The organism is Brevundimonas sp. Leaf363, assembly GCF_001424025.1.
In the GTDB taxonomy this organism is placed as follows: Bacteria; Pseudomonadota; Alphaproteobacteria; order Caulobacterales; family Caulobacteraceae; genus Brevundimonas.
In genome coordinates this window covers 573784-589300 of the sequence record NZ_LMPZ01000002.1, presented here as the reverse complement: position 1 = coordinate 589300, position 15517 = coordinate 573784, and the positions used below count along the sequence as shown (strand labels likewise).

Here is a 15517-nt window from a genome sequence, read left to right as displayed (position 1 = left end):
TCAGTAGATCAGCTCGTCGTCGCCGGACTGGCCGACCAGCATGATCTCGCCCTTGGCGGCCAGGTCCTTGGCCACCTGCACCATCGTCATCTGGGCGGTGTCGACGTCCTTCAGACGGACGGGCCCCATGCTCTCCATGTCCTCGCGCATGATCTTGGCGGCGCGCTCTGACATGTTGGAGAAGAACATTTCGCGCAGGGATTCCGAGGCGCCTTTCAGCGCCAGGCCCAACTGGTCCTTCTCGACCGCGCGCAGCAGCGTCTGCACGCCGCCCGGATCCAGCTTGGACAGGTCCTCGAACACGAACATCAGCGCGCGGATGCGTTCAGCCGCCTCACGGTTGCGTTCTTCCAGCGCGCCGATGAAGCGGGCCTCGGTCTGGCGATCGAAGCTGTTGAAGATGTCGGCCATCATCTCGTGGCTGTCGCGCTTGGACGTCCGCGCCAGGTTCGACATGAACTCGTTGCGCAGGGTCTGTTCGATCTTGTCCAGGATCTCGCGCTGCACCGGCTCCATGCGCAGCATCCGCTGCACGCACTCCAGGGCGAAGTCCTCGGGCAGCGCCGTCAGCACGCGCGCAGCGTGGTCCGACTTAACCTTGGACAGGACCACCGCGACCGTCTGCGGATATTCGTTCTTCAGATAGTTGGCGAGAACGGCCTCGTTCACATTGCCCAACTTGTCCCACATGGTCCGCCCGGCGGGACCGCGGATTTCCTCCATCAGGCCGTCGACGCGTTCCGCCGGCATGAAGGCGGCCAGCAGGCGCTGGGTCTGCTCGAAGCTGCCCATCACGGCGCCCGAACCGCTCATGCCCGAGACGAATTCGACCAGCAGCTCCTCGACGACCTGCGAACTGACGGTGCCCAAGCCGGCCATGGCCTGGGAGATTTCCTTGATTTCGTCCTCGTCCAGGCCCTGCCACAGACGCGTGTGCTCTTCGCCGAGCGACAGCAGGATGACGGCGGCCTTCTCGGGCCCCGTCAGCTTGCGGGCGTCTTCTACGGCCGGACGTTTCGAGACGAGACGGGCGGCCATCAGCCTTCGTGCACCCAGCTGCGCAGGATGGCCGAGCTTTCATCCGGATGGCGCTCGACGAACTCGGCGACCTTCTTGACGGACGACGCCTTCACCTGGCCCTCGATGCGGGCGATGTCGAGCCGCTGGTCCATCTCGGACGGACCGCCCAACTGGGCATGACCGCCGCCGGCGCCCATCGGGTCACCCGCGCCGCCGACGATGCTGGTCTGCAGCGAGGTGATAGTGGTGCCGTTCGGGCCGGCCATGACCAGGCCGCCGGAGCCCGGCGTCGAGGCCGTCTTCAGCAGGGGGCGCAGGACGAAGAAGATCAGCAGCAGGCCGGTCACCAGCAGGACCAAGAGCTCCACCCCCCGCATGATGTCGTCCTTGGAGAAGTTGAACATCGAGGGACCGCCGTCCGTGCCGCCGATGGCGGGCGTGTCGCGGTTGAAGCGGACGTTCAGCACCTCGATCTTGTCGCCGCGCGCCGGGTCGATGCCGACCGCCGCCGCGACCAGCGACTTGATCTGCTCGATCTCCTGCGGCGTGCGGGCGGCGTAGGTCGGTTCGCCCTTGCCGTCGGCGGCGGGGGTCCATTTGCCGTCGATGGCGACCGAGACGGCCAGACGCTTGATCTCGCCCGCCTCGCGCACGGTCGTCGTGGTCGTGTTCGAGATTTCGTAGTTGGTGGTCTCGCCCGTCTGGGTGTCGCGCGAACCGGCCGGCGTGACGGCCGGCGCCGCGCCGCCCGGAATGTTGGCGGTGGCGGTCGCGGCGCCGTCGGGCTGGCCTGAGGTGTCCGAGGATTCCGAACCGTTGGTCGAGGTCGATCGGACGACCTGGCCGTCCGGGTCGAACTTCTGCTCCTGGGTGGTTGAGCGGCTGTGGTCGATGTCGGCCGTCACCTGCACGCGGGCCGCGCCGGCGCCGACGACGCCCTCGACCAGATCCTTGATCCGGGCCTGCAGCTGGCCCTCTGTGTTGGCGCGCGACTGCTCGGCCGAGGCGGCGGTGAAGCCCTCGTCATCCGTGCCGGCGGCCAGGGTGCGGTTGGTGTCGTCCACGACGGTGACGCGCGCGGGCTTCAGGTTCGGCACCGAGGAGGCGACGACGTTGCGGATAGCGCGGACCTGATCGTTGCTGAGGTCGCGGCCGCCCAGGCCCACGACGACCGCGGCGGTCGGCTCCTGCGAGTTGGCCTGGAACATCTCGCGGCGCGGCATGACGATCTGCACGCGGGCCGAGGAGATGCCGCGCATCGACATGATGGTGCGCGCCAGTTCGCCCTGCAGGGCGCGCTGTTCGTTCAGCTGCTGCTGGAACTCGGTCTGGCCCAGCACCGACTGGTTGTCGAAGATTTCGTACCCGACAGAGCCAGAGGTCACGAGACCCTTGCCGGCCAGCATCAGGCGCGCCGAGCCGACGTCGTCGCGGCTGACCATGATGGTCGAGCCGTCGCCCTTGGTGCTGTACTTGATGTTGCCCTGCTCCAGGGCCGCCGTGATTTCCGACGCCTCGCGCAGGTCGAGGTTGGAATACAGCAGTGCGTCCGGCGCCTGGCCGATCCGCAGCATGATGGCGACCAGCACGGCGGCGACGCCCGCGGCCACGCCCAGGACGGCCGCCAGACGACCGATCCCAAACCTTTGCAACGCCGCCGTAAAGCCGCCCACGCGTCCCGCCTCGATACTGGCGGGCCCCCACAGACGACCCGCTAGGCAGAAAGTGCCGCCCGCGTGGTAAACGCCTCGTTAAGGGGGCTTAACGCCCGGACGATTCCGCGATCAGAGCCGGCAGGACGGGCGGCGCGCCGGACGGCAGAGGCGCGGCGGGGTCCGCCAGATAGGCCAGCACATCGCGATAGACAGTCTCGGCGTCCAGGTCGCGGTTCAGCAGGTGCCAGCCCTTTTCGTAATAGGCCGTGCGGAGGTTGGGCGGGCTGCCCGCGCGCTGAAGGGCCAGTTTCATCGGTCCCTTCTCCACGACCTGATCGTTGGCGCCGTACATCAACAGCGCCGGCGTGCGGATGTCGCCAAGGTGGCGGCTGGCCGTCTCCATCAGGTCGACCAGTCCCGAAACGGCGTCGAACCGCGTCGCCAGTATGCTGTCGGGATCCCGCCCGTTGCGAACCAGTTCTGCGGTGTTGCTGGACGCGCGGATCAGGCGCGCGACGAACTCGGGCGGCTCTAAGGCCAGATCGCCCATGGCGCGCGCGGCCAGCCACAGGGCCGCCCGGTTGGCCAGCGGCTGGCTGGACCAGCCCCAGACGCCGGGGGCCAGCAGGATGACGCGGTCGGCGGCAGGCGGGCGATCCGAAGCAAAGGCGGCGACGGCGACCGATCCCCCCATGCTCTCGCCGATGACGACGACCGGCACGCCCGGCCGAGCGCCACGCACCAGAGCCACCGCCTGGCGCACATCCTCGACCATCCGGTCCTGCCCGGCCCAGAGACCGCGGCCGGGGGCTTGGCCAAAGCCGCGCTGATCATAGGCGTACGTCTCGACGCCATGCTCGGCCCACCACGGCCCGGCCAGTCGGAACGAGGCGTCATGGTCGTTCATGCCGTGCAAAGCGACGACGACAGCCGTCGGTCGTCCTTCGGGCGCCCAGTGCAGGTACGGCAGCCGCGCGCCGTCCTCCATGACCAGAACGCCGGTGTTGTCGTCGCGCGGCCGGATAGCGGGGCCAGCGAAATCGGCGGCGGGATGCAGCGGCGGCTGGACGTAGGGCGCGCAGGCGCCGAGCGCCGCCAGCACCATCGCCAAGGCCGCCCCGCGGATCATTCCTCGGTCGCGGCCTCGGGCTTCGGCTCGGGCAGGACATCGCCCTCGACCGGCAGGCGGAAGCGGATGACGCCCTTGAAGCCGGCGGGATCGACCGGCTTGCCCTTCTTGGTGATGACCAGACGGCCCTCGCGGGCCAGGCCGACGGCGACGCCGCGCACCTTGCTCATCACCCGTTGCCAGCGCTCAGGCTGAAGCACCTTGGCGACCTCGGAGGGGTCGATGGACTTGCCCGGCTCCTTGCGGGCCAGTTGCGAAAAGATTTCGGCTTCGATCGGATCGGTCATTGGGCCTATATGCTGCACTGCAACAGCGAAAAGAAGGCAGTGGCATGGTCGCGAAGGTTACGGTTTCGGACGGCGAGTTCGCCGGATGGCAGATGTACGACCTTCACGGCACGTTCGACCAGACGGTCGGTCCCTTCTATTTCAAGCCCGACGCCGACGGCCGCATGCGCTGCGCCTTCCGCGCCGAGCCCAAGCACATGAACGCCGGCGACCGGATGCACGGCGGCTGCCTGATGACCTTCGCCGACATCGGCCTGTTCCAGATCGCTTACAATGAGATGGAGGGGAAGAATGGCGTGACGGTCCAGCTGGACTCGACCTTCATCGACGGCGCGCGCGTGGGCGAGCTGATCGAGGCGACGGGCGAAGTCACCCGCGCCGGCGGTTCACTGATCTTCGTCCGCGGCCAGATCACCACCGGTCAGCGCACCCTGATGACCTTCTCCGGCGTCATCAAAAAGTTCACGCCGCGCTAGCCGAAGATCGCCGCCGGCATCGCACCCACGACGCAGGCGGTCATCAGGGTGGCCAGGAAGCCGGCGAACAGGCCCTTCCACACAAGGCTGAGCACCTCCTCGCGGCGTTCGGGCATCAGCACCGACAGGCCCGTCACCGTGATGCCGACCGAGCCGATGTTGGCGAAGCCGCACAGGGCGTAGGTCATCAGCATCCGCGTCCGCTCACTCATGGCCTCGGCGGGCACCTGGCCCAGGTCGATGAAGGCGACGAACTCGGTCAGGGTCAGCTTGACGCCCAGCAGCCAGCCGGCCACGCCCGCCTCGGACCACTCCACCCCCGTCAGCCAGGCGACGGGCGTGAACAGGAAGCCCAGCAGCCGCTCGACCGTCACCGGCTCGCCCCACAGGCTGAACCCGCCCAGCATGACGTTGACCAGCGCGACCAACGCCACGAACACGATCAGCACCGCCGAGATATTCAGCACGACCATCAGGCCGTCCGAGGTGCCCTTGACGATGGCGTCGATGGCGCTGTCGTACTTCAGGGCGGATCCGTAGTCGGCGACCTCGCCGCCCTGCCCCGGGATCTCCGGCACGATGATCCGGGCCAGCAGCACCCCCGCCGGCGCCGAGACGATGGAGGCCACCAGCACATGGCCCGCCGCATTGGGCAGCACCGGTGCCAGGATGGTCGCATAGGCCACCATGGTCGAACCGGCGACGGTCGCCAGGCCCACCACCATCATCAGGAACACTTCCGACCGGGTCAGCTTGTCCAGGTAGGCCTTGATGACGATGGGGCTCTCGATCATGCCCAGGAAGATGTTGGCCGCCACGGCCAGCGCCGAGGCGCCGCCCAGCTTCATCGTCTTCTGGAACAGCAGGCCGAAGCCGTAGGTGATCCACTTCAGCACCTTCCAGTGCCACAGCAGCGCCGACAGCGCCGAGATCACCAGGATCAGCGGCAGCACCTGGAAGGCGAAGGTGAACAGCGCCGGCTGGTTGTCGACGGGATAGGGCTGCGACCCGCCGGCCAGATAGCCGAATACGAACTGCGTGCCCTTGTTGGTCGCCACCGCCAGCCCGTCGACGGCCCCCGTCACCGCGGCCAGAACCGCCTGCGACCCCGGGATGGCGAACAGCGCCAGCACCAGCAGCGCCTGTACGCCGATCGCCCCGACCGTCAGCCGCCACGGGAACAGCCGCTTGTTCTCCGAGACCGCCCAACAGGCGGCCACGATGACGGCCAGACCCAGCAGGCTCTGCAGATTGAGCAGGTTGAACATGGCGTCGATCCCCCGGCTGCCGCGCCGGCGCCAAGACAGGCTTCAACGACACGGGGCCCCATCTGGCAAGCGTCGCGCGGATGCTTCTCCGCCGCCACAGTGTCTGCTACCGCTGCGACCAGGGGCTTTCGGGGGAAACGCCATGCGTCGCTTCAGGACTTTGGCTGGCCGGACCGCCTGTGCAGGCGTCGCGCTGATGACGGCTTTGGGGGCCGGGCCGGCGGGGGCGCAACAGGCGATCCAGCCGGGCGGTTCGGCGTCGGGCTCTTTGCAGCAGGGTGACAGTCGGCTGGACAGCGGCGAGCTCGTGGACACCTACGTCTTTCGCGGCCGGGCCGGTCAGCGGGTCGATGCGCGGCTCTCGTCCGGCGACTTCGACCCCTATTTGATGATCCGGGGGCCGTCAGGCTTCTCGCAAGAGAATGACGACGCGGGCAGCGGCGGGACCGACTCGGCGCTCGATGTGCGCCTGCCGGCCGATGGCGAATATCGACTGATGGCCACCAGCTTCGAGGCGGGCGAGACCGGACGCTACGCGCTGTCGCTGGATGTCCGAGGCGCCGGCGGCGGCGGGCGCGATCAGGGCGGCTATACACAATCGATCGGTGGAGGCGGCGGTCGCCCCCCCGCGAGTTCGGGCGCCGCGGGCGGCGGAGAGGCCCGCGTCGGCGACGCCAACGCCGGTTTTCTGGGCGGCGGCGACCAGCGTCTGGACACAGGCGAATACACCGACACATGGACGCTACGCGGCCGGCCAGGCGCTCGCTACACCGCGCGGCTGAACGCCGGCGACTTCGACGCCTATCTGATGGCGCGCGGCGATGGCGTGTCGGAGGATAACGACGACGACCCCTCCGGCCGGGGTGATCGCAACAGCCGGCTCGAGTTCATCATGCCACGCAGCGGCGAGGTCGAACTGACCACCACCAGCTATCAGCCCCGCGAGACCGGCGCCTATACGCTGTGGGTCGAGGAAGACGGCGACGGACGCAATCAGGGGGGCGGTCGTCCCGCGCCCCAGACCCCCGCGACCGGAAATCTGATGGTGGGCGGCGACGTCAGCGGGCGGCTGGCTTCGGGCTCGTCCCAGCTCCGCTCGGGCGAGTACGCCGACGGATATGCGCTGCGCGGCCGTCGCGGCGACCGGCTGGACCTGCGCCTGACCTCCACACAGTTCGACCCCTATCTGTTCATCACCGGCCCCGGCGACTTCACCGCCGCCAACGATGACGACGATAGTGGAGAGGACGGGACCAACAGCCGCCTGATCGTCACCCTGCCGGCCGACGGCGAGTATCGCGTGGTGGCGACCAGCTATAAGGCCGGCGAGACGGGCGGCTATCGGCTGGCCGCGGCCATGGCCGGTCGCGACGCCCCGCCGCCGCGTCCTGACCGGCCGGACGCCTGGCCCGAGCCGGAAGACCGACCAGCGCCGCCGCGCCCCAACGCCTCGGGCCCGATCCTGGTCGACCAGCGCGGCTCGCTGAGCCGAGGCGACGCGACGCTGGAGGACGGCGAATACGCCGACCGCTTCAACTTCCGCGCCCGACGTGGCGACCGGATCGCGGGCGTGCTGGAATCGTCCGACTTCGACGCCTACCTCAGCATCCAGGGCCCGAACGACCAGCAGTATGACAACGACGACGGCCCGGACGGCACCAACAGCCGCGTCGATGCGGTGCTGCAGGCCGATGGCGAATACACCGCCATGGTCACTTCGTTCGAAGGCGGCGAAACCGGCGCCTATCGTCTGACTGTCGCGCCCAGCAACGGGTCGCCGCGGCAGCAGGACGTCCAGGGCGGACCGCGCGTCTTCGCCGTCATGATCGGCGTCACGGATTACGGCGGCGAGCAGCCAGACCTGCCCTACACCGCCGAGGACGCCGACAAACTGGGGCAGGCCCTGCGCCGCGAGGGTGTGCTCAATCCCGCCAGCATCACCCTGACGAACGCCCAGGCCACGGTCGGCGGCGTCCGCGCCGCGTTCAACCGTGTGGCCGAACAGGCCGGGCCTGACGACGTCTTCCTCTTCTTCTTCTCGGGCCACGGCAACCAGATCGACGGCCAGACCAGCGCGATGGAGCCCGACGGCAAGACCGAGACCCTCGTGCTGCGCGACGGTGAGATCAGTGACGTCGAGCTGGGCGAGATGTTCGGCCGCCTGCGGACCCGCATGTCGATGCTGGTGCTGGACAGCTGCTTCTCGGGCGGTTTCGCCCGCAACGTGGTCAGTCGTCCGGGCACGCTGGGCCTGTTCAGCTCGGAGGAGGATCTGACCAGCCAGGTGGCCGACAAGTTCGAGGCCGGCGGCTATCTCAGCCATTTCCTGCGGACGGGCATGGCCGGCGCCGCCAATCTGGATGGCGACGACATGATCACCGCCGGCGAGCTGTCGACCTATCTGCGCCGCCAGTTCGCGCGAGAGGTCACCGACGTCGAGGCCGAGACCCAGGACGGGCAGCGAAGCTATCAGAACCTGGTTGTCGATCGTGGCGGGGTTCAGGTGGACGACGTGGTGCTGCGGCTGTGAGGCGCGTCGCCCCCCTGATCCTTGCGGGTCTGCTGGCCGCCTGCGCATCGGCACCGACCGCCGATCCGGCCGTCGTCCGTGTCACCGACGACTTCGAGGCCTATGCCGTGGGCGCCCAGCCCACCGGGCCGTGGTCGGTCGCGACCTCAAACGGCGAGGCGGTCATTGACGACACGCGCGCGGCCTCGGGTCGTCGGTCGCTGAAGATCCATCTGACCGAGAGGGGCGGCGTGCTGCTGACCCTGCGCGGCGGGCCACTGTTTCCGGCGGGCCAGGATCACCTGTCGGGCCGGATGAAGGTCTGGCTGGAAGCCGGCCCTACCGACAACGTGCACTGGACCCTCATCGAGGCGGGCGGGCGTCGTCGCAGCGACGGGCGTCAGGCCATGGTCCGTTTCGGCGGCCAGCACCCCATCCCGGGTCTGGGGTCCAGGCTGATGTCGAACTACGACTCCCCCGAATATTATGCGACGCCGCCCGGGCCCGGTTCGGACTGCTGGGCCCATGCCGGCGACACGGACGTCATGCCCGAGGGCCGCTGGGTTCAGGTCGACTGGACGATCGGCCAGGAGGGCCTGCGCCTCTCGCTGGACGGCCGAGCGATCCACGGACTGGATGTCCGCGACCGCGGGCAGGGATGCCTCTGGGCGCCGGCCGACTATCCGTGGGAAATCCCTGTGATGGAGCGGGTCAGCATCGGCTGGGAATCATACCAGACCGACGGGCCGAGGACGCTCTGGATCGACGACGTCGAGGTCAGGAACTAGGGGCCGAAGGCTCTCCGCCCGGTGGCGGAGAGCGCTACGCTTGCGCCTACTTCAGCTGGCCGTTCACCAGCTTGGAGTAATCCTCCATCAGGCCCAGCGAGATCGCGGCCGGCTTGAAGCGGTATTCGCCGATTTCCGACACCGGCGTGACCTCGGCGGCCGAGCCCGTCAGGAAGCATTCCGAGAACGTCGACAGTTCTTCGGGGCGGATGTGGCGCACGATCACCTCGATGCCCTTGGCCTGGGCCAGTTCGATCACCGTCTTGCGGGTGATGCCGTCCAGGATGGCCTCGACGTTCGGGGTGTGGATGACGCCGTCCTGCACGAAGAAGACGTTGGCGCCGGTCGCCTCGGCGACGTAGCCGCGCCAGTCCAGCATCATGGCGTCGGCATAGCCGCGCCGCTCCGCCGCGTTCTTGGACATGGTGCAGATCATGTAGAGGCCGGCGGCCTTGGCCGTCGTCGGCGCCGTGGCCGGGTCGGGGCGGCGCCACTTGGCCCACTCTAGACGGATGCCCTTGGCCTTCACCTCGGGATCGAAATAGCTGGGCCATTCCCAGGCCGCGATAGCCACATGGACCTTGTTTTCCAGCGCCGAGACGGAGGTCTTTTCCGGGCCCAGGAAGGCGACGGGGCGCAGGTAGCAGTCTTCGTAGCCCATCTTGGCGGCCGTCGCCTTGCAGGCTTCGTCGATCTCGGCCACGCTGTAGGGCAGCTCGAAGTCCAGCAATTCCGCGGAGCGCTTCAGACGCTCGCTATGCTGGGTCAGCTTGAAGATTTCGCCGCCATACATACGCTCACCCTCGAACACCGACGAACCGTAGTGGAGGGCGTGGGTCAGAACGTGCGTTTTTGCATCGCGCCAAGGCACGAAATCGCCGTTAAACCAGATCCAGCCGTCACGATCGTCGAAGGGAACGAAGGCCATTGAAGAACTCCTGCGTCAGTACGGTGCTTAGAGCCGCCGATCTCGCCCGCGTCAACGGCGGAGCAGGTCGGTGAGCTTCACCGAATCGCGCCCGTCCGGCCGGTCAGGCCCGATCGCCGGACCCGGCGTCGGCCGACACCTGCTTGTTGTCGACGACGACGACCGCATCCGCGAACTGATCAAGGAGTTCCTGGCCCGCGAAGGCTATCGCACCACCGGCGCCGCCCACGCGGCCGCCGCCAAGCGCCTGTTGGAGTTGATCGAGTTCGACCTGGTGGTGCTGGACGTCATGATGCCGGGCGAGAGCGGTTTCGACCTGACCAGCTGGGTGCGCGAAAAGGCCGAAACGTCCAAGACGCCGGTCCTGCTGCTGACCGCCAAAGGCGACGCCGAGGACCGCATCGAGGGACTGTCGCGCGGCGCCGACGATTACATGTCCAAGCCGTTCGAACCGCGTGAGCTAGCGCTGCGCGTCGACGCCATCCTGCGCCGCACCGGCGGCAAGCCGATCACCCCGCGCGAGATCAAGCTGGGTCCGGCCGTCTTCGACATGGAGCGGCTGGAACTGACCCGCGACGGGCGGCCGATGCGCCTGACCGAGGCGGAGGCGCAGCTCTTGAAGACCCTGGCCATCCACGCCCACGCCCCGGTCGAGCGGATGAGCCTGTCGCCGGACACCGCCGATATCACCGGCCGCGCCGTCGACGTCCAGGTCACCCGTCTGCGTCGCAAGCTTGAGGCGGATCCGAAGAACCCGCGCTATCTGCAGACGGTGCGCGGCGTCGGCTACATGCTCGCGCCGGATTGACCGGCCGTGAAGCTGCCCATCGCCCTGTGGAAGCGCATCCTCAAGCGGCGGCTGCCGACCAGCCTATGGGGCCGGTCGCTGCTGATCATCGTGCTGCCGGTCGCGGTGATGCAGGTGGCGGTAACCTGGGTCTTCTTCGACGCCCACTGGCAGACCGTGACGGCGCGCCTGTCCGAGGGTCTGGCGGGCGACGTGGCCTGGGCGGTCGAGAGCTATGAGGACGATCCGACGACGGCCAATCTGGCGCTGATCTCAGAGCGGGCCGAGCGGTCCATGTCGCTGTCGATCGCGCTTCAGGAAGACCGCACACTGCCGACCGAGCAGCGGCGCGGCCCGCTGGGCGTCGTTGACCGGACCATCGAGCGTGGCCTGCGCGAGCGGCTGGACCGGCCCTTCTGGTTCGACAGCACCCGATACCCCAACTACATCGACATCCGGGTCCAGGCGCGCGAAGGCGTCTTGCGGATCATCGCCCCGCGCGAGCGCGCCGTGGCGACCCAGGCGCACATCTTCGTCCTGTGGCTGCTGGTGGCGACCGTCCTTCTGATGGGCGTCGCCATCGTGTTCATCCGCAACCAGGTGCGCGCCATCGAGCGGCTGGCCGAGGCGGCCGAGGCGTTCGGGCGCGGCGAGACCTCGCCCAAGTTCAAGCCGCATGGCGCGCGCGAGGTCCGTGCGGCCGCCGTCGCCTTCCTGGCCATGCGCGACCGGATCCAGCGGCACATCGACCAGCGCACCGCCATGCTGGCCTCGGTCAGCCACGACCTGCGCACGCCCCTGACCCGCCTGAGGCTGGAGCTGGCCCTGGCCCCGCCGTTCAAACGCGCAGACGCCATGCGCTCCGATCTCGACGAGATGGAGCATATGATCGACGAGTACCTGGACTTCGCGCGCGGAGAGGGCGGCGAGAGCCCTCAGACCGTCGCCATCCCCGAAGCGCTGGAGCGCGCCGCCGAGGATGCCCGCCGCGCCGGCGCGAAGGTCCAGGTCAACGCGCCTGCCGGCCTGACCGCCTCGCTGCGGCCGCTGGCCATGCGCCGCGCCCTGACCAATCTGGCCGGCAACGCCGCCGCGCATGGGGACCACGTGCGCCTCAGCGCCCGTCCCCTGCCCTCCGGCGGCGTCGAGATCGTGGTCGAGGACGACGGGCCGGGCATTCCAGAGGCCATGCACGAGGAGGCCTTCCGCCCGTTTTCGCGCCTCGACCCGTCGCGGAACCAGAACCGCAAGGGCGTGGGCCTGGGTCTGGCGATCGCCCGCGATGTAGCGCGCGGCCACGGCGGCGACATCACCCTGGACCGCAGCGAACTGGGTGGGCTGAAAGCCATGGTGCGCCTGCCGGGCTGACCCCTCTGGCGCGACGCCTCGCGCAGGGCCATCTTCCCTTCACGACCACGCGGTCGAGATGGAGATCATCATGCGCCGGCTCGCCTTCTTCGCACCTCTGGCCCTGACCGTCAGCTTGGCGGCCGCGGCGCAGGCTCAAGCCCCTCGGGTCACCGTGGCTCTCGGCCCGACCTTGCAGCGCGATCGGGATAATCTGGGTCAACGCGATATCACCGAACAGGCCGACCGCCTCGGCGAGGCCGTGCGCCGCGCCCTGGCCAACAGCGACTATCTGGACGGCGCCCAGGTCAACCTTGTGCTCACCGATCTGAAGCCCAACCGCCCGACGATCGAGCAGGCGAACCAGCGTCCCGGCCTGTCGATCATCGACAGTTTCAGCATCGGCGGCGCCGCGATCGAGGGCGAGGTGATCCTGGCGGACGGCCGCCGCGAGCCTGTCCGCTATTCGCGCTATTCGAACGACATCAGCTGGTCACGCGGCATGGGCACGTGGTGGGACGCCGACCGCGCCTTTGACCGCTTCGCCGTCAATGTCGCCGAAGGGCGGCTGGTCAGCCGTTAGCGGACAGCTCGCGCGCCCGCCGGACGGCGGCCTGAACAGCCGCCCCCGCCGCCGTCGACATGCCTGCCTCGGCGAGGGCCTTGAGCCCGGCCTGGGTGGTGCCGCCCGGCGAGGCCACGCGCGCGATCAGGGCGTCCAGATCGGCGCCGTCTTCCAGTCCCGCCGCCGCCGAGCGCAGGGTCGCCCGCGCCAGCCGAACCGCATCGGCGGGGTCCAGCCCTTCGGCCTCCCCCGCTTCGGCCAGGGCCTTGGCGAAGGCATGAAAATAGGCCGGGCCCGAGCCAGACACGGCCGTCGCCGCGTCGATCAGACCCTCGTCGGCCAGATCGACCACTTCGGCCACCGGCGCGAACAGGCCGCGCGCCGCCTCCCGGGCCGCCTGGGTCGCGGCCCAGATCGAGGCCACGCCCTGCGCCTGGGCCACGCCGGTCGTCGGCATGACGCGCGCAACCGCCCGCTGGCCGAACACCTCCGACAGACTGGCGGCGCGTACGCCCGCCATGACCGAGACCACCGTCGCGTCCACCGCCAGCGACGGCGCCACAGGCTCGGACGCCGCCCGCCACATGGCCGGCTTCACCGAGATCACCAGGGTGGAGACTTCGCCGAGCGCCGCTGCGCCCGGATTGATCCGCGCGCCCTTCGCCCGCGCGGCCTCGGCGGCCGGCTTGGACGACGGCGTCAGGATGATCAGCCGCTCAGGCGCGACCGCGCCCGTCTTCAGCCAGCCCTCGAGAATGGCCGAGCCCAGGCGACCACAGCCCATCAGTGCGACAGCCCCCTCGGTCACGATCGGGCCGTCGGTCATCGGATCAGGCGTTGCCGACCGTCTCGAACATGCAGGCGTCGATCGCTTCCTGCGGCTTCTTCGAGCCACGGATCATGAAGTCGAAGGCCGGATAGTAGCGATCCGCCGCCTCGACCGCCGCATCGATCATGGACGCCGCCTGCGCCAGGGTCGGGCGCTCGCCGTGCGGCAGGGCCAGGGAGTGGCGGAACACCACCTCGCCGTCCGCGCTCCACACCTCGAAATGCCCCATCCAGGTGCGCTGGTTGATCAGGCTGACCAGTTCGTTGGCGTGGACCCGCTTCGACTTGCCGACGCGCAGGTCCAGCGCACAGCACAGCTGCAGGCAATCGCCCTCGGGCCGCCAGGCGAACCACAGCTCATAGTCCTTCCAGTCGCCCGCCAGGGCGAAGGCCAGGTCGCCGTCGTCCGTGCGGTCGAACGGCAGGTTCTCCGCGTTCAGAACGTGTTCGACCACGTCCAGCGGATCCATGGGCGCGTCGAGCACTTCCGGACTGGCAGCGTCCATCAGGATTTTCCGTTCGTTGGCGGGGAGAACCGCGACTCGCGGCGTATGGACAGACGGTAGGCGTGTTGTCGGATTCGGCTCAACCGGCTGCGTCCGGAGCGGGAGTTCCGCCTGTGGACGTTCCCGTTTGAGGCTTCTTTCGCGGCTTCGGGGCGGCGGCAGGCTCTTCGCCCTTCAGTCCAGCGATCTCCGCGCGCAAGGCGGCGATCTCGGCTTTGAGGGCGTCGAACTCGTCGCGGCGCACTAGGTCCAGTTCGGCGGCGACGCGGTCGGTCTGGGCGCGGAAGGCCGACTTGGCCTCCTCGCCCGCCGCCTGGGCCAGGCCCATGGCGCCGGTCGTCAGCTTGGCGAACTCGTCGAGAATTGGATTGCGGGTCTGCATGAAGGCTCCGGTCGGCGCAGCCGAACTTCGTTAAGGAGGGTCTACCGCATATGGTGAACGAAACCTTGACGACCACAAGGCAAGGCGCGGTTCGCCGTTGAAAACCGCGCGACGTGTCCGACGCCGCTTGCTAGACAGCGGCGGCCGCAGGCTTCTCAGGACCGACGCGTGATCTTTCCAGAATTCGATCCGGTGCTCATCAGCATCGGCCCCCTGCCCATCCGTTGGTACGCCCTGGCCTATGTGGCCGGGATCGTTCTGGGGTGGTGGTACGCCGCCCGCCTGGCCCGCAACGAGGCGCTTTGGGCGCCGCGCAAGCCGCCGGTGACGACGCCGCAGCTGGACGATCTGGTGCTGTGGATCACGCTGGGCATCATCCTGGGCGGGCGTTTCGGCTATGCATTGTTCTACCAGCCGGCGATGTTCGCCCAGCTGTTCACGGGCGACACGCTCGGCGAGCGGCTGGAGCTGTTCCAGCTGTGGGGCGGCGGCATGAGCTTCCACGGCGGCTTCTTGGGCGTCACGGCGGCGCTGGTCTGGTTCGCGTGGCAGCGCAAACTCAACCTGCTGGCCTTGGCCGACCTGGTCGCGCCGGTCGTGCCGATCGGCCTGTTCTTCGGTCGCCTGGCCAACTTCATCAACGGCGAGCTGTGGGGCCGCGAGACGACCGTCCCCTGGGCCATCCGCTTCTGTAACCAGAAGATCATCGAGCTGTACGGCGTCTGTCCGGCCGGCGATGCGCCGCGCCATCCCAGCCAGCTGTATGAGGCGGGGCTCGAGGGCCTGGCCCTGTTCGGCGTGCTCAGCTTCGCGATCTGGCGACTGCGGTTGCTGTCCAAGCCAGGCTACATCGCCGGCCTGTTTCTGGTCGGCTACGGCCTCTCGCGGGCATTGCTGGAGAATGTGCGCGAGCCGGACTTCGGCATGCCGAACTTCCCGCTGGGCCTGACCATGGGGATGATGTTGTCGATCCCGATGATCCTGGTCGGCGGCTATCTAATCTGGCGGGCCTGGAACCGGCCGCCCGCCGCCGCGTGAGGCA

Annotated in this window: 16 protein-coding genes; 7 read left to right on the top strand and 9 right to left on the bottom strand. The window is 68.7% G+C overall.

Annotated elements, in window-relative coordinates; all coding sequences use genetic code 11:
- The 4 genes from fliG to ASG17_RS05825 form a co-directional block, all read right to left on the bottom strand.
- Positions 1-1038, bottom strand: coding sequence for a flagellar motor switch protein FliG (gene fliG / locus ASG17_RS05840; protein WP_056100444.1), 1038 nt, complete (start codon positions 1036-1038; stop codon positions 1-3).
- Positions 1038-2693, bottom strand: a complete 1656-nt coding sequence (fliF, locus tag ASG17_RS05835) for a flagellar basal-body MS-ring/collar protein FliF (protein ID WP_056100441.1) — start codon at positions 2691-2693, stop codon at positions 1038-1040. Before fliF ends, fliG begins: the two co-directional genes overlap by 1 nt.
- Before the next feature lie 88 nt (positions 2694-2781).
- Positions 2782-3804 (bottom strand): alpha/beta fold hydrolase, encoded by a 1023-nt coding sequence (locus tag ASG17_RS05830; RefSeq protein ID WP_056100440.1) that lies wholly within the window; start codon positions 3802-3804, stop codon positions 2782-2784.
- On the bottom strand, positions 3801-4091 hold the full coding sequence (locus tag ASG17_RS05825; RefSeq protein WP_056100437.1) for a DUF3253 domain-containing protein: 291 nt from the start codon (positions 4089-4091) through the stop codon (positions 3801-3803). The genes ASG17_RS05830 and ASG17_RS05825 overlap by 4 nt, the downstream gene beginning before the upstream one ends.
- A gap of 44 nt (positions 4092-4135) precedes the next feature.
- On the opposite strand from ASG17_RS05825, the gene ASG17_RS05820 reads away from it, so the two are divergent.
- On the top strand, positions 4136-4567 hold the full coding sequence (locus ASG17_RS05820; protein WP_056100434.1) for a PaaI family thioesterase: 432 nt from the start codon (positions 4136-4138) through the stop codon (positions 4565-4567).
- On the opposite strand, the gene ASG17_RS05815 is transcribed toward ASG17_RS05820, so the two are convergent.
- The gene (locus ASG17_RS05815; RefSeq protein ID WP_056100431.1) at positions 4564-5835 is read right to left on the bottom strand and encodes a NupC/NupG family nucleoside CNT transporter; all 1272 of its coding nucleotides are present in this window, start codon (positions 5833-5835) and stop codon (positions 4564-4566) included. The two genes, ASG17_RS05820 and ASG17_RS05815, sit on opposite strands and share 4 nt — an antisense overlap.
- Before the next feature lie 196 nt (positions 5836-6031).
- On the opposite strand from ASG17_RS05815, the gene ASG17_RS05810 reads away from it, so the two are divergent.
- Together ASG17_RS05810 and ASG17_RS05805 are read left to right on the top strand one after the other, a co-directional pair.
- Positions 6032-8365, top strand: a complete 2334-nt coding sequence (locus ASG17_RS05810) for a pre-peptidase C-terminal domain-containing protein (RefSeq protein WP_156367739.1) — start codon at positions 6032-6034, stop codon at positions 8363-8365.
- Entirely contained in the window at positions 8362-9132 is a 771-nt protein-coding gene (locus ASG17_RS05805; RefSeq protein ID WP_056100427.1) for a hypothetical protein, read from the top strand. Before ASG17_RS05810 ends, ASG17_RS05805 begins: the two co-directional genes overlap by 4 nt.
- A 46-nt stretch (positions 9133-9178) precedes the next feature.
- On the opposite strand, the gene ASG17_RS05800 is transcribed toward ASG17_RS05805, so the two are convergent.
- Positions 9179-10060 (bottom strand): branched-chain amino acid aminotransferase, encoded by an 882-nt coding sequence (locus ASG17_RS05800; protein WP_056100424.1) that lies wholly within the window; start codon positions 10058-10060, stop codon positions 9179-9181.
- A gap of 112 nt (positions 10061-10172) precedes the next feature.
- Here ASG17_RS05800 and ASG17_RS05795 point away from each other — a divergent pair, with 112 nt between their 5' ends.
- From ASG17_RS05795 to ASG17_RS05785, 3 genes are all read left to right on the top strand, one after another.
- A complete protein-coding gene (locus tag ASG17_RS05795) occupies positions 10173-10868 on the top strand; it encodes a response regulator (protein ID WP_369796693.1) in 696 nt (231 codons plus the stop codon).
- A gap of 6 nt (positions 10869-10874) precedes the next feature.
- Complete coding sequence (locus tag ASG17_RS05790) at positions 10875-12215, top strand: HAMP domain-containing sensor histidine kinase (protein ID WP_056100418.1); 1341 nt, start codon at positions 10875-10877, stop codon at positions 12213-12215.
- Positions 12216-12285: 70 nt separating this feature from the next.
- Positions 12286-12777, top strand: coding sequence for a hypothetical protein (locus tag ASG17_RS05785; protein WP_056103153.1), 492 nt, complete (start codon positions 12286-12288; stop codon positions 12775-12777).
- On the opposite strand, the gene ASG17_RS05780 is transcribed toward ASG17_RS05785, so the two are convergent.
- The 3 genes from ASG17_RS05780 to ASG17_RS05770 form a co-directional block, all read right to left on the bottom strand.
- Positions 12767-13585, bottom strand: coding sequence for a pyrroline-5-carboxylate reductase (locus ASG17_RS05780; RefSeq protein WP_056100415.1), 819 nt, complete (start codon positions 13583-13585; stop codon positions 12767-12769). The two genes, ASG17_RS05785 and ASG17_RS05780, sit on opposite strands and share 11 nt — an antisense overlap.
- A gap of 4 nt (positions 13586-13589) precedes the next feature.
- A complete protein-coding gene (locus ASG17_RS05775) occupies positions 13590-14093 on the bottom strand; it encodes a YbjN domain-containing protein (protein ID WP_056100412.1) in 504 nt (167 codons plus the stop codon).
- Between the two features lie 79 nt (positions 14094-14172).
- Complete coding sequence (locus tag ASG17_RS05770; RefSeq protein ID WP_056100409.1) at positions 14173-14475, bottom strand: accessory factor UbiK family protein; 303 nt, start codon at positions 14473-14475, stop codon at positions 14173-14175.
- A gap of 168 nt (positions 14476-14643) precedes the next feature.
- Between ASG17_RS05770 and lgt the strand changes: the two genes are divergently transcribed.
- Positions 14644-15513: a prolipoprotein diacylglyceryl transferase gene (lgt, locus tag ASG17_RS05765; protein ID WP_056100406.1), complete on the top strand. Its 870-nt coding sequence runs from the start codon at positions 14644-14646 to the stop codon at positions 15511-15513.
- Positions 15514-15517: the final 4 nt, after the last annotated feature.